Annotated in this window: 22 protein-coding genes; 10 read left to right on the top strand and 12 right to left on the bottom strand. The window is 73.8% G+C overall.

Going from position 1 to position 22,553, the window contains the following annotated elements; translation table 11 throughout:
* Nucleotides 1-85: 85 nt before the first annotated feature.
* Nucleotides 86-670 carry a hypothetical protein gene (locus tag ACFVGW_RS08540; RefSeq protein WP_385851335.1) on the bottom strand — a complete coding sequence of 195 codons (585 nt, stop codon included), beginning with the start codon at nucleotides 668-670 and terminating at the stop codon, nucleotides 86-88.
* 49 nt (nucleotides 671-719) lie between these two features.
* Nucleotides 720-1,454 carry a lysophospholipid acyltransferase family protein gene (locus ACFVGW_RS08535; RefSeq protein ID WP_385851334.1) on the bottom strand — a complete coding sequence of 245 codons (735 nt, stop codon included), beginning with the start codon at nucleotides 1,452-1,454 and terminating at the stop codon, nucleotides 720-722.
* Nucleotides 1,455-1,766: 312 nt separating this feature from the next.
* Between ACFVGW_RS08535 and ACFVGW_RS08530 the strand changes: the two genes are divergently transcribed.
* Nucleotides 1,767-3,209: a S1 family peptidase gene (locus ACFVGW_RS08530; RefSeq protein WP_385851333.1), complete on the top strand. Its 1,443-nt coding sequence runs from the start codon at nucleotides 1,767-1,769 to the stop codon at nucleotides 3,207-3,209.
* 23 nt (nucleotides 3,210-3,232) lie between these two features.
* Here the strand turns inward: ACFVGW_RS08530 and ACFVGW_RS08525 are convergent, their stop codons facing one another.
* The 3 genes from ACFVGW_RS08525 to ACFVGW_RS08515 form a co-directional block, all read right to left on the bottom strand.
* The gene (locus tag ACFVGW_RS08525; protein ID WP_383221597.1) at nucleotides 3,233-3,787 is read right to left on the bottom strand and encodes an HPP family protein; all 555 of its coding nucleotides are present in this window, start codon (nucleotides 3,785-3,787) and stop codon (nucleotides 3,233-3,235) included.
* A 335-nt stretch (nucleotides 3,788-4,122) separates the two neighbouring features.
* On the bottom strand, nucleotides 4,123-5,004 hold the full coding sequence (locus tag ACFVGW_RS08520) for a diacylglycerol/lipid kinase family protein (protein ID WP_385851332.1): 882 nt from the start codon (nucleotides 5,002-5,004) through the stop codon (nucleotides 4,123-4,125).
* Between the two features lie 44 nt (nucleotides 5,005-5,048).
* Nucleotides 5,049-6,644, bottom strand: a complete 1,596-nt coding sequence (locus tag ACFVGW_RS08515; RefSeq protein WP_385851331.1) for an FAD-binding oxidoreductase — start codon at nucleotides 6,642-6,644, stop codon at nucleotides 5,049-5,051.
* Nucleotides 6,645-6,718: 74 nt separating this feature from the next.
* On the opposite strand from ACFVGW_RS08515, the gene ACFVGW_RS08510 reads away from it, so the two are divergent.
* The 3 genes from ACFVGW_RS08510 to ACFVGW_RS08500 all read left to right on the top strand — a co-directional run bounded on the left by ACFVGW_RS08510 (nucleotide 6,719) and on the right by ACFVGW_RS08500 (nucleotide 10,072).
* A complete protein-coding gene (locus ACFVGW_RS08510) occupies nucleotides 6,719-7,318 on the top strand; it encodes a TetR/AcrR family transcriptional regulator (RefSeq protein WP_385851330.1) in 600 nt (199 codons plus the stop codon).
* Nucleotides 7,315-8,874 carry a glycerol-3-phosphate dehydrogenase/oxidase gene (locus ACFVGW_RS08505; protein ID WP_383221600.1) on the top strand — a complete coding sequence of 520 codons (1,560 nt, stop codon included), beginning with the start codon at nucleotides 7,315-7,317 and terminating at the stop codon, nucleotides 8,872-8,874. Before ACFVGW_RS08510 ends, ACFVGW_RS08505 begins: the two co-directional genes overlap by 4 nt.
* 331 nt (nucleotides 8,875-9,205) lie before the next feature.
* The gene (locus ACFVGW_RS08500) at nucleotides 9,206-10,072 is read left to right on the top strand and encodes a PhzF family phenazine biosynthesis protein (protein WP_385851329.1); all 867 of its coding nucleotides are present in this window, start codon (nucleotides 9,206-9,208) and stop codon (nucleotides 10,070-10,072) included.
* Between the two features lie 36 nt (nucleotides 10,073-10,108).
* On the opposite strand, the gene ACFVGW_RS08495 is transcribed toward ACFVGW_RS08500, so the two are convergent.
* The 5 genes from ACFVGW_RS08495 to ACFVGW_RS08475 form a co-directional block, all read right to left on the bottom strand.
* Nucleotides 10,109-10,363: a hypothetical protein gene (locus tag ACFVGW_RS08495; protein WP_385851328.1), complete on the bottom strand. Its 255-nt coding sequence runs from the start codon at nucleotides 10,361-10,363 to the stop codon at nucleotides 10,109-10,111.
* A 188-nt stretch (nucleotides 10,364-10,551) separates the two neighbouring features.
* The gene (locus ACFVGW_RS08490; protein ID WP_385851327.1) at nucleotides 10,552-12,294 is read right to left on the bottom strand and encodes a serine/threonine-protein kinase; all 1,743 of its coding nucleotides are present in this window, start codon (nucleotides 12,292-12,294) and stop codon (nucleotides 10,552-10,554) included.
* Nucleotides 12,295-12,364: 70 nt separating this feature from the next.
* Nucleotides 12,365-13,012: an alpha-ketoglutarate-dependent dioxygenase AlkB gene (locus ACFVGW_RS08485; protein WP_383221605.1), complete on the bottom strand. Its 648-nt coding sequence runs from the start codon at nucleotides 13,010-13,012 to the stop codon at nucleotides 12,365-12,367.
* Nucleotides 13,013-13,168: 156 nt separating this feature from the next.
* On the bottom strand, nucleotides 13,169-14,332 hold the full coding sequence (locus tag ACFVGW_RS08480) for a glycosyltransferase (protein WP_385851326.1): 1,164 nt from the start codon (nucleotides 14,330-14,332) through the stop codon (nucleotides 13,169-13,171).
* A gap of 128 nt (nucleotides 14,333-14,460) precedes the next feature.
* A complete protein-coding gene (locus tag ACFVGW_RS08475; RefSeq protein WP_385851325.1) occupies nucleotides 14,461-15,057 on the bottom strand; it encodes an HD domain-containing protein in 597 nt (198 codons plus the stop codon).
* Nucleotides 15,058-15,201: 144 nt separating this feature from the next.
* Here ACFVGW_RS08475 and ACFVGW_RS08470 point away from each other — a divergent pair, with 144 nt between their 5' ends.
* Both ACFVGW_RS08470 and ACFVGW_RS08465 read left to right on the top strand, forming a co-directional pair.
* Nucleotides 15,202-15,558: a VOC family protein gene (locus tag ACFVGW_RS08470; RefSeq protein ID WP_385851324.1), complete on the top strand. Its 357-nt coding sequence runs from the start codon at nucleotides 15,202-15,204 to the stop codon at nucleotides 15,556-15,558.
* A gap of 91 nt (nucleotides 15,559-15,649) precedes the next feature.
* The gene (locus ACFVGW_RS08465) at nucleotides 15,650-16,570 is read left to right on the top strand and encodes a glycerophosphodiester phosphodiesterase (RefSeq protein ID WP_385851323.1); all 921 of its coding nucleotides are present in this window, start codon (nucleotides 15,650-15,652) and stop codon (nucleotides 16,568-16,570) included.
* Here the strand turns inward: ACFVGW_RS08465 and ACFVGW_RS08460 are convergent.
* Both ACFVGW_RS08460 and ACFVGW_RS08455 read right to left on the bottom strand, forming a co-directional pair.
* Nucleotides 16,518-17,861, bottom strand: a complete 1,344-nt coding sequence (locus ACFVGW_RS08460; RefSeq protein WP_385851322.1) for a sensor histidine kinase — start codon at nucleotides 17,859-17,861, stop codon at nucleotides 16,518-16,520. The two genes, ACFVGW_RS08465 and ACFVGW_RS08460, sit on opposite strands and share 53 nt — an antisense overlap.
* A 44-nt stretch (nucleotides 17,862-17,905) precedes the next feature.
* Nucleotides 17,906-18,565: a response regulator transcription factor gene (locus ACFVGW_RS08455; RefSeq protein WP_352191315.1), complete on the bottom strand. Its 660-nt coding sequence runs from the start codon at nucleotides 18,563-18,565 to the stop codon at nucleotides 17,906-17,908.
* An 88-nt stretch (nucleotides 18,566-18,653) separates the two neighbouring features.
* On the opposite strand from ACFVGW_RS08455, the gene ACFVGW_RS08450 reads away from it, so the two are divergent.
* From ACFVGW_RS08450 to ACFVGW_RS08435, 4 genes are read left to right on the top strand one after another with little or no spacing between them, the layout of a single operon-like run.
* Nucleotides 18,654-19,157, top strand: coding sequence for a hypothetical protein (locus ACFVGW_RS08450; RefSeq protein WP_383221616.1), 504 nt, complete (start codon nucleotides 18,654-18,656; stop codon nucleotides 19,155-19,157).
* A complete protein-coding gene (locus ACFVGW_RS08445) occupies nucleotides 19,154-20,215 on the top strand; it encodes a peptidoglycan-binding protein (RefSeq protein ID WP_385851711.1) in 1,062 nt (353 codons plus the stop codon). The genes ACFVGW_RS08450 and ACFVGW_RS08445 overlap by 4 nt, the downstream gene beginning before the upstream one ends.
* Nucleotides 20,212-21,012 carry an ABC transporter ATP-binding protein gene (locus ACFVGW_RS08440; RefSeq protein ID WP_385851321.1) on the top strand — a complete coding sequence of 267 codons (801 nt, stop codon included), beginning with the start codon at nucleotides 20,212-20,214 and terminating at the stop codon, nucleotides 21,010-21,012. Before ACFVGW_RS08445 ends, ACFVGW_RS08440 begins: the two co-directional genes overlap by 4 nt.
* Nucleotides 21,012-22,217 carry an ABC transporter permease gene (locus ACFVGW_RS08435; protein ID WP_385851320.1) on the top strand — a complete coding sequence of 402 codons (1,206 nt, stop codon included), beginning with the start codon at nucleotides 21,012-21,014 and terminating at the stop codon, nucleotides 22,215-22,217. Before ACFVGW_RS08440 ends, ACFVGW_RS08435 begins: the two co-directional genes overlap by 1 nt.
* The last annotated feature ends 336 nt before the right edge of the window (nucleotides 22,218-22,553 follow it).

Below are 22,553 nucleotides of genomic sequence, written 5' to 3'. Positions count from 1 at the left end.
TCTTGTAGCAGTGATCGACGCCCTCGCGATAGACGCGCGGTTCGGTTTGTTTCCGTGAGCCGCCGAGGCCTCTGATGAGGGTGCGTCAGGCCGCCGTGCCGTAAGGGGCGGCCAGCCAGCGCCGGATCACCTGCAGACAGACGGTCGCGGCCACCAGGAGACGCCGCTGCTCGCCCTCCGCTCGCGGGTCCGGTTCGACCTGGTACCGCTGAAGGCCGTCCATCGAGCGCCACGTCGAGACCGTCACCCGGCCCACCGCGCGGTCGAGATCGTCCTCGACGAGCCAGGTCCTGCCCATCACCGCGGTACGCGTGAGCCGCAAGGCGCCGCTCCCGGCACGCACGTCGAGCAGACGCGTGCGGTTGACCCGGCCCGGAGCGTGGGCCTCGCCGAGGGGCCGGCCGTCACCCTCGGTCAGCCGGAAGCGCGGCCGGGCGATCGCCCCTTTGGAGACGAGGTCGACACCCAGCACGGACCGGCCTTCGAGGTCCTGGAGGACGTACGAGAAGGTTCCGCGCTCGTGAAGGTGCGCCAGGACCCTGCCGTCCTCGGCCGCGACGTGCATCCTGGGACCGCAATAACGGCGCAGGACCGGCCGCTTCGGCTCGGCGAGGATCAGCGTGCCGAGGGTGAACAGCTCGTGAACCGGGCCCGCTTCCTCGCCGCCCATGCCGTGGCCTCTCCGCCGTCGCTCCCGCCGCCGACCCGAGTATGGCCGGTCATGCACCGTGCCGAGTAGCTCCGTGCGCGGCCGAGTTGTCCCCCGCGCCGATCGTGCCGGCCCGCACCCGGCCGAGCCGTCGTGAGCCGCCGGCCGCGCACCGGTGTGCGGCGGTGCTCCACGCGTGCGTCACGGACTGCCGGGCCGCGTGGGTCGCGGAGGCCGTGTCGGCGGGCAACCGCGGTGGCGTCCCGATGTGGACGTGCAGGCGGGGCCGGCGCAGCGGCGCGGTCAGCAGTCCGGCGAGCTGCTTGGTGGCGCCGCCCGAGGTGATGCGGCGTGCACCGGCCTGGCCGAGGGGGATCAGCGGTACCCCGGCGGCCGCCGCCAGCCGGGCGGGCCCGCTGCGGAAGGCCTGGGGCGGTGCGTCCGCCGAGTCCGGACGGTCCGGGATGCAGCCCTCGCCGTAGACCAGGACGTGGCGCCCGGCGCGCAGGGCGGCCTCCGCTTCGGTCAGCGCCTCGGCGGCCCGGGCGGTCCCACGGCGCACCGGCACGTATCCCTCGCGGGTCAGGGCGCGGCCCAGGAGCGGAATGCGCCAGAGGCCGGCCGCGCAGAGCACGACGGGCTCGATGCCCATACGGCGCAGGGCCGCGAGGACCACCAGAGGGTCGGCGAGGCTGGTGTGGTTGGCGACGATCACGGCGCCGCCCTCGGGTACCCGCGGGATGTCGGCCGTGACGGCCAGCCGTCCCAGGACGGGAACGACTGCGGAGGCGAGGCGACTGAGCATGCGGGGCCTTCCTGACTGACGATCGCGGGATCCGGTGCCCATCGTCGGCCCAGGGCCTCGCGGCGGACCTGAGCGCCCGTACTCATCCGCGCGCACGTCCGCGGACCCGGGGCTGAGTACGCGTGTCACGCCGCAGGCCGCGCCCCGGCCCGGCCCGGCCGTGTGTCCCGGGCCACGGCGAACTCCGGTGCCGGGAAGGCCAGATGCGGCTCGCGCTGAACATGCGCGGCCTCCCGCACGTACAGACGGTCGGGTCCCGGTCGGCGGGACCGAACAGGTCGAAGCGGCGCGGCGGCACGACGAGGGGGCGGGATGAGGCACGCACGACGGGGCGTGAGGCGGGTGATGCGGCTCGCCGCCGCAGGCGGGCTGGTCTGCGGTGCGCTGATGGTCACGCACGCGGTGGCCGGCGAACCGTCAGGAGCGGGCACGGGGACGGTCGGGACACTCAGGGCGGGAGGCGACCAGGCACGGGCGGCGTCGGAGGTCGTCACCCGGCTCGGCGACACCCGTACCGCCGGCAGCTGGACCGGCGCGGACGGCCGGACGGTGGTCGGGGTGACCGACGCCGCCGCGGCGGCCGAGGCCAGGCGGGTGGGCGTCGCGCCGAAGATGGTCCGCTACAGCATGGACCGCCTCCGCGACGCGACCGAGACCCTCGCCGCGCAGCCCCGGGTCCCGGGCACCGCGTGGGTGACGGACTACTCCTCCAACCGGATCGTCGTCCGGGCCGACAGCACCGTCTCCGCCGGCGACTGGTCGCGCCTCTCAGGGGTGGCCGGGAGCATCGGTGACGTGGTGCGGATGGAACGTACGGAGGGCAGGTTCACCACCCGGGTGAGCGCGGCGGCCCCCATCTTCACCGACGGAGGCCGGTGCTCGGCCGGCTTCAACGTCACCGACGGCCGCGACGTGTACATCCTGACCGCCGGACACTGCGGCGGCGCCGGCACGACGTGGTTCCGGAACCCGGACGACTCGCGCCCGCTCGGCACCACCGTCACCGCCGACTTCCCGGGCGGTGACTTCGCCCTCGTACGGTACGAGGACGGCGCGTCGCTCGACGACGCCGACGTGGTGACGCTGGACGGGCGGCGGGGCGTACGGATCATCGGCGCGGCCGAGCCGGTCGTAGGCCAGCAGGTCTTCCGCAGCGGCAGCACCACCGGGCTGCGGACCGGCCGGATCACCGCCCTCGACGCGACCGTCAACTACCCCGAGGGCACCGTCACCGGGCTGATCGAGACCACGGTCTGCGCGGAACGCGGCGACAGCGGCGGCCCCCTGTTCTCCCGGGGGCTCGCCCTCGGCGTGACCTCCGGCGGCAACGGCAACTGCGCGCGGGGCGGCATCACCTACTTCCAGCCCGCGCTGAAGGCGATGCAGACGCTCGGGGTGAGGCTGGTCGACCGGGACACGGACCCCGGCCGGCAGCCGAGTCCCGGCCTGCCCTCCCCCACGCCCGGGGGGCCCTCCGGCGACTCCGCCGCGGACTCCCCCTCACCGCGCCCCACGTCGTCGGCCGACGCCCAGGCGGGTCCGCCCGGAGCGCCGCCGGGAGCGGGCGGCACCGAGGACGGATCGGGTCCGGGCACCGTCTCCGGGATCGCGGACGACTTCGGGCCCCTCGGGGGTGTGGCGCCGGGCCTCGGCGTCGTCGGGGCGAGTCTCGTCCTGCTGTTGATCAGCCGCTGGATCGAGGCCCGGCAGGGCAGGCGCAACTACCAGGACTACTACTCCCAGACGTGGGCCTGAGTCCTGCGGCGGACCGGGGCGGGTCACCACCAGTAGGCGGGGTACCTCGGTGAGGTGCGGCGGATGCGGGAGCCGGCGTACCCCGTCAGTACGAGCAGGACGGTCGCACCGAAGAGGAGGGGGACGAAACGGGCGGGCGCGGGCGTCTGGAGCACGATGACGACGGCCGTGGCGCAGGCGGCGGAGTGGGGCGTACGCGCGAAGGTGGTCAGCGCCAGGGTGAGTCCGGCGGCGACGGCCGCCGTCCACGCGTTGCTGCCTCCGACGGCGAGGGCGGCGTAACCCGTGGCCGCGCCGAGAAGGTGGCCGACGACGACACTGCGGGGCTGGGCCAGGGGCAGCGTCGGCGCGGCGTGCACCAGCGCGGCGCTGGCGGCCAGCGGAGGTATCAGCACCGGTTCGTGGATGACCGCGCCGATCGCGACCAGGGTCAGCAGCACGGCTGTCGCCGCGCTCACGCTGTGGAACGCGGCCACCGGCGTGGGTCTGGCCGGCGCGCGGCCGGTGAAGCGGGCGGGGCGGGGAACGTCGAGCGTGGCGCGGGCGGGCTGGGGACGCGAGGGGGCGTCGGTAGTCATCTGTTGCTGTTTTCCGTGGCAGGCGGCCGAGGGGCCGGTCGGGGCGGTAGCGGTACGGCGGGCGCGAGGACGCCCTGGGGCTCTGTGATCGACAGCCGGCCCGGCCCTGCGCATCGCCCTGGTGCGGCGGCGCGACCGTCCACGACTCTAACCTGCGGGTTTGTCGCCGTTCGTCGCGGGGTCGGCGCCCGGCGACACGAAGACGGGCCGCCCCCTGTGCGGGCGGGCGGCCCGTGGTCGTACGAAGGGGACGCGGTACCGCGTCCCGGCCGTGGGTCTGGGACGGCCGGGACGCGGCCCTTTCGTCCCGTGGGGGGTCAGAAGGGCGGAGGGGGTCAGACCAGGACGTTGAGCGCCCCCGGCTGCACCCGCACCGTCACCGGCAGGGTCGCGTCGACCTCGCCGTCGGCGCCGTACGGAAGCGGGCGGTCCGCCTCGATGCGGATCTCCTTGCCGCGCAGGATCTCCACCTGGGGGCGGTTCACGTGCGCCCCCGTCTTGAGCTCGTTCATCGTCGCGAAGAAGTGGCGCTTGGGAGCGTCACCGATCACCACGACGTCCAGCAGCCCGTCGTCGACGCTGGCACCGGGCGCGACGTTCCGGCCGAAACCGTAGAAGCCGGAGTTCGCCGCGACCACGGTGTAGCCGGAGCGCTCGTGCGGCACCCCGTCGACGGTGATCCGGTACGTGGCCGTTCTCCAGGCGAGCACGGCCCGCAGGCCGCCCGCGTAGTACGACGCGGCACCGCGCAGCAGCCGCGAGGCGTTGGCATGACTGTTGGCGACCGCGTCGACACCCGCGTACACGCTGCCGAGGACGGAGATCCGCGCGTGCGTCGCGGACTCCACCTCGATCGTGTCGACCGCGCGCGGTACGCCGTCGAGCAGCACCCGCGCGAGCCCCGGGGCGTCGGTGGGAAGCCCCAGCGCGCGGGCGAAGTCGTTGCCACGGCCCGCGGGGACCAGGCCGAACACCGTGTCCGTACCGCTGAGCGCGCCGCCGACGCAGCCGGCCATCCCGTCACCGCCCACAGCGAGCACGACCTGGCCCTGTGCTCCCGCCCGGCGGGCGAGATCCTGCGCGTGTTCCAGGCTGCGGCTGTACACGGTGTCGAGCCGTGCGCCCGCTTCGCGCAGCAGCCGGGCCAGCGGGAGCAGGGCCGCTGTCCCGCTGGATCCCCCTGCGGTGGGGTTGACGACGGCGGTGAACTGTCGCATGGATCAGGCCTCCGGACGGGAGAAGGGGTCGGTCGACGGGACGGTCAGCGGACGGGGATGAGCACCCCGGGGCTGAGCACGCCCGACGGGTCGACCTCCGCCTTGACCGCCTGCAGCATGCGCACTCCCAGCGGGCCGATCTCGCGGGCGTACCAGTCGCGGTGGTCGGTGCCGACGCCGTGGTGGTGGCTGATGGTGCCGCCCGCCGCGAGGATCGCGTCGTTGGCCGCCCGCTTGACCGGGGCCCAGTGGGCGACCGCGTCCTCTCCCTGTGCCGAGACGACGGTGAAGTACAGCGAGGCGCCGTTCTCGTAGGTGTGCGAGATGTGGCACATGACGAGCGGCGGGGTTCCGGCCTCGGTGAGGGAGTTGGTGAGCGCGTCGCGTACCCCCGCGTACAGCTGGGGCAGCGCGGACCAGAAGCCCGCGGTCTCCAGCGTCTCGGCGAAGGCGCCGGCGTCCAGCAGGGCGTCGCGCAGGTACGGCGCGTTGTAGCGGCCGTGCTCCCACCGGTCGCCCGGTTCCTCTCCGACGTACTCGCCCCCGCAGGCCAGCAGGATCTCGCGGGCGGCGGCGCGACGGGCGGTCGTCTCCTCCTCGGTGCCCTCGTAACCGGTGATCGCCATGCAGCCGGAGGCGGCCGGGGTGTCGGCGGCGCCGATCGCGTCCGGCTGCGCGAGTCCGATGAAGGTCTCGGTCTCGTCCGAGAGCCGCAGCACGGTGGGGCGCGGACCGTCCTGCGCGAGCCGGCGCAGGGCGGCGGAGCCGGCCTCGAAGGAGGCGAAGCGCCAGCCCTCGTAGACACGCTTCTGCGGCAGGGGACGGATCCGCACGGTCACGGCCGTGATGACTCCGAGGGCCCCTTCGGAACCGAGGATCAGCTGGCGCAGGTCGGGGCCGGCGGCCGAGCGCGGGGCGCGTCCGGTCTCGAGCGTGCCCTCGGGGGTGGCGACGGTAAGGGCGAGGACCATCTCGTCGAAGCGTCCGTACCCGGCGGACGCCTGACCGCTGGAACGGGCCGCGGCGAAGCCGCCGACGGACGCCCACTCGAACGACTGCGGGAAGTGGCCGAGCGTCCAGCCCTTCTCGTTCAGCAGCTCCTCGACCCGGGGGCCGCGCAGGCCCGGCTGGAGCGTCGCGGTGCGGGACACCTCGTCGACGGCCAGCAGCTGGTCGAGGCGGCGCAGGTCGAGGGCGACGAACGGCCGCTTCGTCTCGGGCGCGAGGCCGCCGACGACGGAGGTGCCGCCGCCGAAGGGGACCACGGAGAGGCCGTGGGCGGCGCAGGCGCGCAGCACGGCCAGCACCTCGTCGTGGTTCGCCGGGAGGACCACGGCGGCCGGGATGTCCTCGACCTCGCCGGCGCGGATGCGGAGCAGGTCGGGGGTGGACTTGCCGCGGGTGTGACGGATCCGGCTCTCGGCGTCGTCGCGCAGCGCGTCCTCGGCGGCGAGCGCCGACCGCAGCGCGGTGCGCGCCTCGTCGGTCAGCGCCGGGGCGGGGAGCTCGATCTCGTCGAGGGTCGACGGTCCGTTCTCGCGGGGGGTGACGCCGAGCAGGTCGCGCAGCAGGCCGGTCACCGCGTCGGGCAGGGGGGCCGCCTTGGCCGGGTCGCCCCAGCCGCTCCACAACATGTCCATTTCGAGACGTTCCTCTCGGTCTGATTCACGGACGGTGCTGCCGCTCGGCCCGTACTGGCATTACACTGTGACAGATGACGCCCATTCGTCACAACCACTCGGACGCAGATCCCGTGCTGGACGCCGCACGCGACTGCGTGCTCGCCGTCGGCGTACGGCGCACGACCCTGACCGACGTCGCCCGGCGCGCGGGCGTGTCCCGGATGACGCTGTACCGGCGATGGCCCGATGTCCGGAGCCTCGTCGGCGACCTGATGACCCGTGAGTGGATCGCCGTCGCCGCAGGGGCCATGCCGGCCGCCGGCGACGGCCGGCCCGTGCGGTCGCGGATGGTGGACGGGCTCGTCGCGGGTGCCGCCGCGTTCCGCGCCCACCCGCTGTTCCACAAGATCCTCGACGTGGACCCCGAGCTGCTGCTGCCCTACGTCCTCGACCGCCGGGGCGCGAGCCAGGAGGCCTTCCTCCGGCTTCTCGTCACGGCACTCGGCGAGGGGCACGCGGACGGGTCCGTGCGCCGTGCCCCCGCGGACCTGCAGGCGAGGTCCCTGCTGCTCGTCGTGCAGTCCTTCACGCTCTCGCTGCGCACCATGACCGACGAGAGCGATCCCGACCTGAGCGAAGCCGCCTTCCTCGACGAGCTGCGCACCCTGCTGGAGAGGACCCTCACCCCATGAACTCCCTGAGCAGCCCGTCCCTGCCCGGCTCGTCGCTCGACGCGGAGCGCCGGAGCCGTGAGCTCGCCGAACTCGCCGACGGCGCCCAGGTCGACGTCCTGGTCGTCGGACTCGGTGCCACCGGCGCCGGAGCCGCACTCGACGCGGCGACGCGCGGGCTCTCCGTCGCCGCGATCGACGCCCACGACCTCGCGTTCGGCACCTCCCGCTGGAGCTCCAAGCTGATCCACGGCGGACTGCGCTACCTCGCGAGCGGACAGCTCGACGTCGCCCACGAGAGCGCCGTCGAACGCGGCATCCTGATGGAGCGGACCGCGCCCCATCTGGTCCGCGCCCAGCCCTTCGTCCTCCCCCTCACCCCGCTCGTCAGCCGCGGTCAGGCGGCCCTCGCGCGCGCCGGGTTCTTCGCCGGCGACCTGCTGCGCGTCTCCGCCCGTACGGCACGCACCACGCTGCCGGCGCCGCGCACCCTCTCCGCCGTCGAGACCCGCCACCTCGCCCCGGCCCTGCGCCCCACGGGACTGCGCGGCGGACTGCTCTCCTGGGACGGTCAGCTCACCGACGACGCCCGGCTGGTCACCGCGATCGCCCGCACCGCGGCCGCGCACGGCGCCCGTGTCCTCACCCGGACCCGCGCCCTCGAACTCACCGGCGACGGCGCGCGGGTACGCGACGAGACGACCGGCCAGGAGCTGCGCATCCGGGCACGCGTCGTCGTCAACGCGACCGGTGTGTGGGCGGGCGGTCTCGTCGAGGACGTACGGCTGCGGCCCTCGCGCGGGACCCATCTCGTCCTGCGCGACGTGGACCTCGGCCGGCTCTCCGCGGGCCTGCACATCCCGATCCCGGGCGAGACCAACCGTTTTGTCCTCGTCCTCCCCCAGCAGGACGGCCGGGTGTACGTCGGGCTCACCGACGAGCCGGTCGACGGCGACGTGCCCGACGTGCCGGAGGTGCCCGAGACCGACATCGGCTTCCTCCTCGACGTCCTCGGCTCCGCCCTCGACGTCACCGTCCGACGCGCGGACGTGGTCGGGGCCTTCGCCGGTCTGCGGCCCCTCCTCGACACCCGCGGGGAGGGCGGCCGCACCGCCGACATCTCACGGAAGCACGCGGTGCTGACCTCGCCCGACGGGATCGTCACGGTGGTCGGCGGCAAGCTCACCACGTACCGCCGCATGGCGCAGGACGCCGTCGACGCCGCCGTTGCCGCCCGCGGGCTCACCGCCGGCCCCTGCCGCACCGCCTCCACGCCGCTCGTCGGCGCCGCACGGCCGCGGACCCTCGCCCAGCTCGACGTGCCCGCGCGCCTCGTGCGCCGGTACGGCACCGAGGCGACGGCCGTGCACGAGCTCGGCGTCGAGAACCCGGACCTCGCCCGGCCCGTCGTTCCCGGCCATCCGGTGACCTGCGCCGAACTGCTCTGGGCCGTCCGCCACGAGGGCGCGCTGGACGCCTCCGACCTTCTCGACCGCCGCACCCGCATCGGGCTCGTCGCCGAGGACCGGGACACGGCCGAGGCGGCGGCGCTCGGCGCGCTGGCCCGAACGGCCTGACCCCGGGACGCTCCCGACGGCACGGTGCTCCGCCCGGCGGGAAGGCCCCCGCCGGGCGCAGCACGCTCGGGCTGCCGAGCGGGCGCGGTCGGCCGAGCGGTCGGGGTCGGCCGGGCGGTCGGGCGGCCGAGCGGTCGGGCGGTCGGGCGGCCGAGCGGGCGCGGTCGGCCGGGCGGTCGGGCGGTCGGGGCGGGGCGGGACGTCGGCAGGGCAAGGCGGGACCGTTGGCCGGGCGGGGCGGGACCGCGCAGGGCGGGGCTCGGAAGGCAGGAGTCCGAATCGGCTCCGTCGCGGCGGGAACAGTCTGCCGGGCCGCGGAGTTGTGCCGATCATGACGACACAGCCGGCAGTCCTGCGCTACACCGCCTTCTCCACCGACCCGCAAGGCGGCAACCCCGCCGGCGTCGTCCTGGACGCGGCAGGGCTCGACGACAGCGCCATGCTCGCCATCGCCGCGGACCTCGGCTACAGCGAGTCGGCGTTCCTGACCGCCCCGCCCGCGGACCTCGACGCCACGAGCGGGCGGGCCTTCACGATCCGGTACTTCAGTCCGAAGGCCGAGGTTCCGTTCTGCGGTCACGCCACCGTGGCGACGGCCGTCGCCCTCGGCGAGCGGTTCGGCTCCGGCGAGCTGGCGTTCGCCACGCGGGCGGGGACCGTGCCGGTGAGCGTGACCGAGGACGCCGGTGCCATCCGGGCCACGCTCACCACCGTCGAACCGTACGTCGAGGCGATCGGCGACACGGACCTCGACGAGGCGCTCGCCGCCCTGGACTGGCCCACCGCCGACCTCGACCCCGCGCTGCCCCCGCGCATCGCCTTCGCGGGCGCCCGCCATCTCGTCATCGGCGCCGCGACCCGCGAGCGGCTCGCCCGCCTCGCCTACGACTTCCCGCGGCTCGAAGCGCTCATGCACCGGCTGGACCTGACCACCGTGCAGCTGGTGTGGCGCGAGTCCGGGAGCGTCTTCCACGTGCGCGACCCGTTCCCGGTCGGCGGCGTCGTCGAGGACCCCGCGACGGGCGCGGCGGCCGGTGCCTTCGGGGCGTACGCCCGCGAACTCGGCCTGGTCCCCGGGGCGTCGGTCCTCACTCTCCACCAGGGCGCCGACATGGGCCGCCCGAGCCTGCTGACGGTGGAACTGCGCGAGGGCGAGGCCCGGGTGCGGGTCAGCGGAACGGGGACCCGCATCGTCTGAGCGACGCCGCCCGCCATCGGGTCGCGCGGCGACCTCTCACGTCGGCGGCCCGGCTCGGTGGCCGACGAGGTCGAGAAACCGGTCCGACAGGCCGTGCAGCCATTCCGCGCGCTCCGTGGCGAGTTCCCTGAGCCGGGCGTTGTCGTTGCGGGCGACGAGGTGGCCCATGTAACGCTCGTTGAACCGGGCGTACTCCTGGTGCAGGGCACGGAGCACCTGGGCCACCCGGGGCTCGGGCGCGGCGACGAGCCGCGCGAGCGAGGTGGTGTGCTGTTTCCACCGGCCTTCCACGGCGTGGCGGAGCAGGTCGTCGAGGTCGCCTGCCCGCCGTATGACGCGGAGCAGTTCGTCCGGCGCGAGTCCGGGGGCGTCGGCCAGGCCCAGCGTCTGGCGGTCGGTTCCGCTCCAGCGGTGGTCCCCAGGTGCGGATTTCGTTGCCGTGCACCCGGCCCGTGGGGCACGGGCCGGTGCACATCGGCTCAGGAGGCCGGGTGGCTCGACACGACCTTTCCGCCGGTGTCGGCGGCGAGGTAGCCGACCGCGCTGTACTCGTTTATGAGGTAGAAGCGCAGGGTCGGGCGGTCGTCGTTGAAGGTCCAGCGGTCGACGATGACGTAGCGCATGTTCGGGTTGTCGACCTTCAGTTCCTTCTCACCTCGCTTCATGAGCGCGGGGAGGTCGTCCCAGGCCATGGCCGAGACGTCGAACGGCTGCTCGTCGGCGGCGTCGGCGGAGATGGTTCCGCCCGGGCCGGTCTTCCGGGCCACCCCGTTGCGGTACTCGTACGCGTCGTAGGTCTTCGCGCCGGGCCGGGTCGGGATGGCGGCCAGCGCGTACTCCTCGTAGATCGTCAGTTCCTTCATCGTGGACGAGCCGCTGGCCTTGCGGAGCTCCTCGATGACGGTGCGGACGTTCGCCGTCGTGAGAAGAGTGCCGCGGGGCGTGGGCGCGATGTCGGTCTGCGTGCCGCCCGTCCCGGTGCCGGTCCCGGGCGTCCCGACACCCGGGGTGCGGCCCGCGGTCGTCGGCGTCGTACCGCCCTTGGCATCGGAACCCGTACCGCCGTCGGGGATCATCTTCACCACGCCGACCGTGACCGCGGCCACCGCGACGACGAGCGAGACGGCGAGCACGGCGGTGCGGCGGCGCCCGCGGGCCGCGGAGGGTGGTACCGGCTGCGTGGGCGGTCCGAACCCGCCGAATCCGGCGACCGCCGGGGACGCATGCGAGGGCACGGTGGGGGTGGCCCACGGCTGCGCGACGGGCTGCTGCTGCGGCAGCGCGTACGCGGGGTGCGGATGCGACGGCGGATAGGACTGCGGGGGCGGGGGGCCGAAGGGGCCGGGGGCCGCTTCCGCCGGTGCGCTCGTGCCGGACTGTCCCGATGCCGCATCGGCCAGCAGTTGTTCCAGCCGGGCCCCGTCGGGACGTGACGCCGGGTCCCTTACGAGGAGTTGGGCGAGTACGGGAGCCAGCGCACCGGACCTCACCGGCGCCGGGATCGGGTCGTCGAGTACGGCGACGACCGTCGCGAGGCTGGTGGACCGGCGCAGCGGGTGGTGGCCCTCGGCGGCGACGTACAGGAGCATCCCGAGGGACCAGAGGTCGGAGGCCGGGTTGCCCTCTTCGCCCCGCACGCGCTCGGGGGCGATGAACTCGGGCGAGCCGATCAGGTCGCCCGTGGCCGTGAGCCTCGACGTCGCCTCGCTGGTCACGGCGATGCCGAAGTCGGTGAGGACGGCGCTGCCGTCGGGGCGGAGCAGCACGTTGGCGGGTTTCACGTCGCGGTGGTGGATGCCGGCGGAGTGCGCGGCGCGCAGGGCGGAGAGGACCTGCCGCCCGAGGGTGACGACCTCGGGGACGGGCATGGGTCCCTCGGTGAGACGGTCGTACACCGAGCAGCCCTCGACGAGCTCCATGACGATCCAGGGATGCGAGCCGTCCTGGGGCTCGACGATGTGGTGGATCGTCACGACGTGGGGGTTGGAGAGCCGCGCCAGCGCCCGCGCCTCGCGGACGGCCCGCTCCCGCATCTGGGCGGCGAGTCCGGGGTTCGCCTCCTCGATGGCGGGGTCGGGCGGACGTACCTCCTTGAGGGCGACATCGCGCTCCAAGGCGATGTCACGTGCTCGCCAGACGGTGCCCATGCCGCCGCTGCCCAGCCGGGAGATCAGGTGGAAACGCCCGTCGACCAGGGGTCTTCGGTCCTCGCTCACGCTCATGAGCGGTCATGGTATGCGGTGCCGGTGACAGGCCGGACGTCGGCGGTCGCAGTGCGGCGGTGCGCGCGGGTCAGCCCACGCCCCGGGGGCGGAACTGGACGCTGACGCGCGGCCCGACGGCGCGGGTCGTCTTGGGGACCGCGTGTTCCCAGGTGCGCTGGCACGAGCCGCCCATGACCACGAGATCGCCGTGGCCGAGGGGGAGCCGGAGCGCGACGGGACCGCCGCCGCGGGGGCGCAGGGCGAGGTCACGGGGGTCTCCGAGGGAGAGGATGGCGACCATGGTGTCGTGCGTGGCGGAGCGTCCCGTGCGGTCGCCGTGCCAGGCGACGCTGTCGCGGCCGTCGCGGTACAGGCAGAGGCCGGCGGTCACGAACGGCTCACCGAGTTCGGAGGCGTAGTGGGCGCTCAGCGCCTCCCGGGCTTCGAGGAGGGCGGGGTGCGGGAGCGGGACGCCCTCGCGGTAGTAGGCGAGAAGCCGGGGTACGGCGACCACGTTGTCGTACATCGTGCGCTCCTCGGCCTGCCACGGGACGTCCGCGGCCAGCTCCTCGAAGAGCGCGTCGGCCCCGAGGAACCACCCGGGGAGGTGGTCGACCCAGGCACCGCCGTCCAGAGCGGTCCGCCGGACCCCGTCCAGCGGGCCGGGCCGGATGTCGGACCCCTGGTCGAAGAGCGAGCCCTGCAGTCCGGGCATCTGCGGTCGTGGTGCGGTCATGGTCCCAGCGTAGACGAATATTCGTACGTATGAGCGAATCGAAGGCCGGCGGCGTTCCCGTGCGCCGACCGCTCCAGGCGGGTCCCGAGGCCGCACCGGAGCGGGCCTCGGCGGCATCCGCGGCCCGATCCCGGGCGGCCGGCCGAACGACGCCGGTCAGAGCGCGTCGATCAGCAGCCGGGCGGCCACCGTCGCTCCGTCGGCGCGGACCGTGCCGGCCACGGCCTTCGCGCGTGCCCGCGTCTCGGGCGTCAGAGCCGTCTTCAGCGCGGCCGAGAGGGATGCGGCGGTCGGAGTCGGACCGTCGTGTGCCACGCCTATGCCCAGCTCCGACACCCTGCCCGCCCAGTACGGATGGTCCGCGCCCTGCGGGACGACCACCTGGGGCGCCCCGGCCAGGGCGGCCGTCGTCGTGGTGCCCGCGCTGCCGTGGTGCACGACCGCGGCCATCCGGGCGAAGAGGGCCTGGTGGTTGACCTCGCCGACGGCGAAGCAGTCGTCCTCGTCGTCGATCAGGGGCAGGCCGGCCCAGCCGTGCGACACGACCGCGCGAGCGCCCTGCTCCCGGATCGCCTCGACGGCCGCCCGGGCGACGTCCTCGGGGGCGCCGAGGGGTGTGCTGCCGAAGCCGACGAAGACCGGTGGTGTCCCGGCGTCCAGGAACGCCACCAGCTCCGGGGGCAGCGGGCGTTCGTCCGGCCGGAACCACGCGCCGGTCTGGACGACGTCGAGCTCCGTCGGCCGCCAGGGGCTCAGGGCCGGATCCGTCGCCAGCCACGGGCGGTCGGTGAAGGCGTAGTCGCGGACGTTCTCCAGCGGCGGCAGGCCGATCGCCGCCCGATGGGTGTTGACCGCGGCGCCGAACATCTCGTTCGCGTTCCGCGCGTCCTCGTCCCACAGCGCCCGGTTGTCGGTCACCCCCAAGGACAGCGAACGGCCCCGACGGGCGGGCGGCCGCTGGTACGGCGACGGGAGGATGACCGGCTGGTGGCTCACGTGCACGGAGCGGACGCCCAGCTTCTCGGCCACCGACCGCGCGCCCGCCGTGACCGGCAACGGGCCGCTCGCCACCAGCGCGTCACATCCCTCGGCCGCCGCGGCGACCGTGCCGAACTGCGCGGCGATCAACTCGGCCGCACGCTCGGCCAGCCCCACCGCCGACCCCGGCTCCACCGAGGCCACCAACCGGCGCACGGGCCGGCCCACAGGGATCAGGGACACGCCGGCGCCGGCCAGCAGCCGTGCGAACTCCTCGTCCGGCGGCGCGCATACGCGTACCTCCGCACCCGACTCCCTTAGCCGTACCGCGAGTCCCACCATCGGCTCGACGCTCCCCCGAGCCCCATACGTCGACAACAACACACGCACTTCGGCGACTCCCGTTCCCGGTGGCTGTGGCTCCGGCGGCCCATTCTGCGTCACGTCCGCAGCCGCGCCTGGACCGCCGTTCAGATCAGGGCGTGCCGGTGAGTCTCCGAGAGCGGACCGAGGCTCGGGTCGCCGAACGTGGCACGCAGCTCGTCGAAGACCTGGACCTTGTGCGCGCCGTAGCGGGAGAGGTGGGCGGCGTACGTGTGGGGGCGCAGGAAGGTCGGCGGGGTCGTCTTGCTGTGGAACTTGTCCGCGTACATCACGAGCCGTTCCTCGGGCGTCGCCGCCAGGTAGTCCCCCGGCGGCAGCGGGAGTCCCTGCTCGCGGATGTCGTGCCGGCTCAGTCCCACACCCGTGTGGCAGGAGCAGAACCGGCACAGGGCCTCCGGCAGTCCCTCCCCCGCCAGGATCTCGTGACCCAGCACCCCGTGGCGTACGTAGTTCCGGTGGTCCAGCCGGCCTTCGGCGTCGTACAGGCGGTAGACGCCGATGTCGTGGAGCAGGCTGCCCGCCCGCACCAGTTCCCCGTCGACGGCGAGGCCCGGAACGGGGAGCAGTTGCCGCGCGATCTTCCATACGATCTCGCAGTGGGTGAAGACGAGTTCGAAGGCCTCCGCGCTCGGCGCGTGCTTCATGTGCAGCGCGCGGATCTCGTCGACCGAGGGACAGTTCATTCCTCGGAGGGTAGAGGCCTTCCGGATCAGGGCGACACCTGGTCCGGGCGCATCCACACGGCACGTCCCCCTGCCGGCCGTCCTCCGTCCGGTTCGAGATCGCGGTGTCGCGAGTAACGAGGAGTTGTTTCCATATCTGTGCCGATGAGGCTTTCGGCCGTCACGCTCGACTGCGCCGATCCCCTGGCGCTGGCCGCCTTCTACCAGCAGGCCACCGGGCTCGATCTCCACCCCACGTCCGACGACGACTTCGCGGGTGTCGTCGGGCCGGACGCGCTGCTGATCGGGTGTCAGCGGGTCGAGGGCTACCGGGCGCCCGTGTGGCCCGGGCAGGACGTGCCCCAGCAGCTCCATCTGGACTTCACCGTCGACGATCTCGACGAGGCGGAGCGTCGTCTGCTGCAGCTCGGCGCGACCAGGCCGGAGCACCAGCCGAACGAACGGTGGCGCGTCCTCGTCGATCCGGCCGGGCATCCCTTCTGTCTCACCACGGCAGGCTGAGACGCTCCGTCCGTACGCCGACGGCGTGGCGGGGGTGTGCTCCGGTGTGGTGGCCGCCGTGCGCGGCCGCCCGGCGTACTAGCCTCGCCGCATGCGTCCGGCACACCTCCGCACCGCCCTGGTCACCGCCACCGCCGTGACCCTGCTCTGTCTCACCGGTGCCGGCGTCACCGGTACACGTCCCCCGGCATCGGCGGACGCCGTCGTCCGCGAGGACGCCGGCTCCGTCGCCTCTCCGTTCGTCCGCGTGGCCGGGGCGCCGATGACGGTCGTCGCCCATCGCGGTGCGTCGTCGCTCGCACCGGAGAACACGATGGTCGCCCAGGAGGTCGGACGGCGCTCCGGGGCCGACTACATCGAGAACGACGTCCAGCTGAGCCAGGACGGCGTGCCGTACCTGATGCACGACGCGACCGTGGACCGTACGACGAACGGCAGCGGGGACATCACCACGCTGAGGTCGGCCCAGCTCGACCGGCTCGACGCCGGGTCCTGGTTCGCCCCGGTCTTCACCGGTGTCCGCGTCCCCACCCTCGCCGCCCAGCTGGCCGACCTGCGCAGCCGCGGCGGGAACCTGCTCCTCGAGATCAAGCGGGCCGATACCCGCGAGCAGGTCGCGGCCGTCGTCGATGTCGTCGAGACACAGCGGATGACGGACCGGGTCCTCGTCCAGAGCTTCGATCCCCGGCATCTGCGTTGGGTCCACGAGCTGGCCCCCGGGCTTCCCCTGGCTCTCCTCCGCAGCACGCTGGACCCCGACCCCGTGGCCGTCGCCGAGGAGCTCCACCTCGCCTCGTACAACCCCGGCGGACCGGCGCTGGAGACCCGGCCCGGCATCGTCGCCGACCTGCACCGGGCGGGTGTCGCCACGTGGGTGTGGACGGTGGACACGGCCGACAGGTGGAACAGGTACGAGCAGTACGGCGTCGACGGCATCATCACCAACCGCCCCGCCGAGCTCACCGGCTGGAACCACGCCCGGTCGGGGACGCGAAACGTACCCGGACCATGAGGCCGCCGCCCTGCGTGTTGGCGGAGGCCTCGGCCGTCGCGCCGTGGGCGCGGGCGATCGAGTCGACGATCGAGAGACCGAGGCCCGCGCCCTCGCCCGGGACGTGGGTGCGTTCGGTCAGGCGGCGGAAGGGTTCGAAGAGCAACGGGACCACGTCGGGAGGGACCGCGGGGCCGGTGTTCTCCACCTCGATGCCCTCCGGTCCCGTACGGACCCGGACACTGCCGCCCGGCACGTTGTGGCGTACCGCGTTCGCGACGAGGTTGTGCAGCAGGCGGTCCAGCAGGACGGCGTCACCCGGAACCGTCAGGGGGCGGGCGTCGAGCTCGACGGTCACGCCGCGCTCCCCGGCCTCGGCCTCCAGCGCCTCCGCCGCCCTGCGCGCGACCTCGTCGACGGCCACCGGCCTACGCTCCCGGAGGCCTTGATCGCAGGCGGCGAGCAGCAGCAGCCCGTCGATGGTCCGTTCGCTGTCGTCGGCGACCTCGACCAGTTTCGCCCGGATCCGTGCGACCCGCTGCGGCTCCGGCTCGCCCGCCAGTCCGATCTCGGCCGCGGCCCGCTGTACGGCGAGCGCGGTGCGCAGCTCGTGCGCCGCGTTGGCTGCGAACCGCTGCTGCGCCGACACCAGCCGTTCCATGCGGCCGAGCATGTCGTCGAAGGTGTCCGCAAGATGCTTCAGCTCCCCCGGCGGTCCTTCCAGGGCGATCCTCTCGTGCAGGTTCTCCCCCGACAGGCGGCGGGCGGTGTCGGTGATGACGGCGACGGGCCGCAGGACCCGGCCCGCCATCCACCAGGCGAGGGCGACGGACAGGATCGCGTAGACGGCGAGGACGACGAGGGAGACCGTCAGCAGCCGCTCCAGGGCGGCGCTCTCGGCGGCGTCGCTGAGCGTCCGGGTGATCGCCATCCCACGGCTGACACCGGGTGGCAGCGGGCCGGGGCTCGCGGGAACGGCCTCGCGCCACAGGGGTGAGGCGGTGGGGTTCGGGGTGGCCGCGGTGGGGTTCGGGGTGGCCGCGGTGGCGGGGAGGTCTTCGAGGCGCTGCGCGGGTACGGCGGTGGTCATCGCCACGCTGATCGAGGCGTAGAGCCCCTCCTTGACCAGGAAGTACACGACTCCCGTGAGCAGGGCTCCGGCGAGCAGCAGCAGGCCGCCGTACAGCGCCGTCAGCCGCGAGCGTTCGCCGCCGGCGACACGTCGCGCCGCCGCCGTGATCCGACGCCTGCCCCGCTTCGAGCCCTCCGCCGGCATCCGGCGCCTGCCCTGGTCCGGGCCCTCCGCCGGCATCCGGCGCCTTCCCTGCTTCGGGTCCCCTTCCGGGCTCCGGCGGCTCACGACGCGATCCGGTAGCCCGCGCCCGGCACCGTCTCCACCACCGGCGGCTCGCCCAGCTTGGCGCGGAGTTTGCTCAGGGTCACCCGGACCGCGTTCGTGCGGTAGCTGGTGTGCTCCTCCCAGACCTGCTCGATCAGGTCCTCGCCACTGACCACGGCCCCCTCGGCGCGCAGCAGGGCCTCCAGGACCGCGAACTCCTTGCGCGACAGCTGCAGATGGCGGCCGTCGCGGCTCGCCTGGCGGCGGGCGGTGTCCAGGACGATCCCCGCGCGTTCGAGGACGGGCGGCAGCGCGGGCCGGGCGCGCCGGCCGAGGGCGAGGACGCGGGCGAGCAGTTCGTCGTACGCGAAGGGCTTGGTCAGGTAGTCGTCGGCGCCGAGGCCGAGGCCGTCGACCCGGTCTCGTACGGTTCCCGCCGCCGTCAGCATCAGGACCCGGGTCATCAGGCGCTGCTCGACGACCCTGCGGCACACGTCGTCCCCGTGCATCCCCGGCAGGTCGCGGTCGAGGACGACGACGTCGTACTCGCCGAACTGCATCTTCCGAAGGGCCTCCAGGCCATCGCCGGCCACGTCGACGGCGAGCGCGTCCCGGCGCAGCCCCTCGGCGATCATCTCGGCGAGGAAGGCCTCGTCCTCCACCACTAGTACACGCATGCACCCTGTGTATCGGAAGAGACCTTTCGTCTCTGTTAACCGATCCGCTGAGAGAAACGAAACACCTTCCGCCCGCACGATCCGGGGCATGACGACTCGACGTACCCGAGAAACCCTCCAGCTGGCCGCCGCGGCCTCCCTGGCCGCCCTCTGCCTCCTCACCACCGCCTGCACCGCCGACGGTGGCGGCAAGGCGGGCGGCGAGACCGTGAGCGAGGAGGGCAAGAAGGCCGACCAGGCCCTGGAGCACCGGAAGTGTCTGCGCGAGCAGGGCCTCGACGTGCCCGAGCCCAAGCCGGGCGAGGAAGGCGTCGGCCTGACCATCGGCGGCGACGGCATGTCCAAGGAGAAGATGGAGAAGGCGTTCAAGGCCTGCCGGGACAAGGGCGGGGCCGGCATGGGCAAGGAGCTGACCCAGGCCGACAAGGACAAGATGATCAAGTACGCCCAGTGCATGCGGAAGAACGGCTTCGACATGCCGGACCCGACCTTCGGTGAGGGCGGGGTGTCCGCCGCGCGGCCCGTACCGCAGGGCGCGGAGATGAAGAAGTTCGAGAAGGCCAACAAGGCGTGCGAGAGCGTGTCGCGATGAGCGGGCGGCGCAGGCTGGTGGCCGCCCTGGCCACGATCGCGGCGGTCGCGGGCGGTGGCGTGGCCGTCACCGCGCTGGATCCGGGGGACGAACAGCAGGCCGTCGCCGACCCGCGGCTGCCGCCCTCGACGGTGCCGCTGACCCGCGGCGACCTCAGCGACAGCTCCCAGCAGGAGGGCACGCTCGGCCACCTGGGCGAGCGCAAGATCAACGCGGGCCCGGCGGGCACCCTCACCTGGCTGGCGCCGAGCGGCTCGACCGTGGAGCGGGACAAGCGGCTGTACGAGGTCGACGGCAGGCCGGTCCGGCTGATGTACGGGGCCGAGCCCATGTACCGGACCCTGAAGACCGGCGACAAGGGCAAGGACGTCCGTCAGCTGGAGGAGAACCTCGCCGCCCTGGGGTACGTCGGCTTCACCGTCGACGAGGAGTACTCGGCGAAGACCGCCGACGCCGTGAAACGGTGGCAGAAGTCCCACGACCTGAAACGGACGGGCACGGTCGGCCCCGACACGATCGCCTTCGCCGGCAGCGCGGTCCGCGTCAAGGAGGCCGGCGCCGCGTCGGGCGACCAGGTCGCTCCCGGTCGGCCGGTGCTCACGGTGACGGGTTCCGAGCGTGTCGTACGGTTCAGGATCCCCGTCGCGGACGCGGGTCTGGCGAAGTCCGGCACCCGGGTCGTCGTACAGCTGCCGGACGGGACGCGCGCCCCGGGGAAGGTGTCCTCCGTCGGCAGGACGGCCTCCGCGGGAGACGATCCCCAGGACCGGACGCCGAAGATCGACGTCCGGGTCTCCTTCGACGCACCGGAGAAGGTCACGGGCGTCGACCAGTCCCCCGTCACCGTCGAGCTCACCGGCGAGACGCGCAAGGACGTCCTCACGGTCCCCGTCAACGCGCTGCTCGCCCTGCCCGGCGGCGGCTTCGGCATCCAGGTCGTGGAGAACGGCACGGCGCGGGACGTCGAGGTGGAGCTCGGCATGTTCGGCCAGGGCCGGGTGGAGATCAGCGGCAGCGGTCTGCGGGAGGGCATGAAGGTCGGGGTGCCGTCCGCATGACCGATGTCAGCACCGTGAGTACGGTCGTACGGCTCTCCGGGGTCACCAAGGAGTACGCGGGCGGGGTCCGCGCCCTCGACGGGGTCGATCTGACGGTCGGCGAGGGGGAACTCCTCGGCATCGTCGGCCCGTCCGGATCCGGCAAGTCCACCCTGCTGCACATCGTCGGCACCCTGGACCGGCCGAGCGCGGGAACGGTCGAGATCGCGGGCCACGACGTGGCCTCGCTGACCGACCGGCGGCTCTCCGCGCTGCGCTCCCGGCACATCGGCTTCGTGTTCCAGGCCTTCCATCTGGTGCCCGGGGTCGGCGCGCTGGAGAACGTGGCCGAGGGGCTGCTCTACTCAGGACTCCCCCGGGCCCGGCGGCGGGCGATGGCCGCGGAAGCCCTCGAACGCGTCGGGCTCGCCGACCGGATGAGGCACCGGCCGCACGAACTGTCCGGTGGGCAGAAGCAGCGGGTCGCCATCGCCCGCGCGGTCGTCGGCGAGCCGGATCTGCTCCTCGCCGACGAACCGACCGGCGCGCTGGACTCGGCATCCGGCGAGGCGGTGATGGAGCTGCTGCACGAGCTCAACGCACAGGGCGCCACGATCGCGGTGATCACCCACGACACGGAGATCGCAGGGCGGCTGCCTCGCCAGGTCCGCATCCGCGACGGGCGGGTCACGGCGGACACGGCGAACACGGTGGACACCGCGCACGCGGTGGACACGGTGGACAGCGGGCACACGGTGGACAGCGGGTCCATGGTGGACCCCGGGCACGGCGGCGCGCTCGGAAAGGCCGGCGTCTGATGGCCCGTACACGCAGGCCTCTCAGGGCCGCCCGGCTCACGCCGCGTGACGTCCTCCACGTCGGGTCGGCCGGATTGCGCAGCCGTCCCGTACGCGTGGTGCTGTCCGCGCTCGGCATCGCCATCGGGATCGCCACCATGATCGCCGTCGTGGGCATCTCGGCGTCGAGCCAGGCCCAGTTGATCCGCCAGCTCGACGCTCTGGGCACGAACATGCTGGTGGCGAAACCGGGTGAGGGGATGTTCAGCGGGGAGGAGGTCAAGCTGCCCAAGGACGCGGTCGGCATGGTGGGACGGATCGAGGGCGTCGAGGACGTCGGGGCCACCGGCGAGCTCACCCACTCCGTACGGCGCTCCGAGAAGATCCCCGAGGGCGAGACCGGCGGCATCGCGGTGAAGGCCACCACGGAGGGACTGCTCGACGTGCTGCGCGGCGGCATAGCCACCGGTACCTGGCTGAACGCCGCCAACGGGCGCTACCCCTCCGTCGTCCTCGGCCATGTGGCCGCCGGGCGGCTCGGGATCACCGAGCCGGGGCGTCAGGTCTGGATCGACGACCGGTACTTCACGGTCGTCGGCATCCTCGACCCGCTGCCCCTCGCGCCGGAGATCGAGCGCTCGGCGCTGGTGGGCTGGGAGGGCGCGCAGAAGCTGCTGGGCTTCGACGGGCATCCGACGGCGGTCTACGAGCGGTCCACGGACGCGTCCGTGCCGGCCGTCCAGAAGCTGCTGGCCCCGACGATCGACCCGCAGAACCCGCAGAACGTCCAGGTGAGCGACCCGTCCTCGGCTCTTCAGGCCAAGGCGGCCACGGAGGGCGCGTTCTCCACCCTGCTCCTGGGCCTGGGCGGGATCGCCCTGCTGGTGGGCGGGGTCGGCGTCGCGAACACCATGATCATCTCGGTGCTCGAACGCCGCCACGAGATCGGTCTGCGGCGCTCGTTGGGTGCGACGCGGGGTCAGATCAGGATCCAGTTCGTCACGGAGTCCCTGATGCTCTCCGGTCTCGGCGGGCTCGCGGGCGTGGCCCTGGGCGGCGCGGCGACGGGCGTGTACGCGTACGCGGGCGGCCTGCCCTGGGTGGTCCCGCCGTGGGCGGTCGCAGGCGGCTTCGCCGCCACGCTGGTGATCGGCACGGTCGCGGGTCTGTACCCGGCGGTCCGGGCGTCACGGCTGTCCCCGACCCTGGCACTCGCCGCAGCGTGAGGGGCCGGAGGACCTGACCGTCTCCGTCGCCGTGGCCGTCCCGTACGGGCACGGCCAGGGCTGCGTACGGGACGGCCGCGTACGGGACGGCGACGGCCGCGTACGGCGAGGCCCGGGGCCGGTGCCCCGGGCCTCGCCGTACGGGCTCCCTGTACGGGGTCCCTGTACGGGGTCCCTGTACGGGCCTCGCCGTACGGGTACGGAGCCGCGGGGGGGGGGGCCCCCCCGGGGGGGGCCCCCCCCCCCCCCCGGGGCCGCCCCCCCCCCCCCCCCGGGCCCCCCCCCCCCCCCCCACAGGAGGGGGAGTAAAAAAAAAGAAGCGGGCCCCGCCCAAGA

Source organism: Streptomyces sp. NPDC127129, assembly GCF_042671585.1.
Lineage (GTDB): Bacteria > Actinomycetota > Actinomycetes > Streptomycetales > Streptomycetaceae > Streptomyces.
The sequence above is the reverse complement of the archived record's forward strand: the minus strand, read 5'-3'. Positions and strand labels throughout refer to the sequence as shown.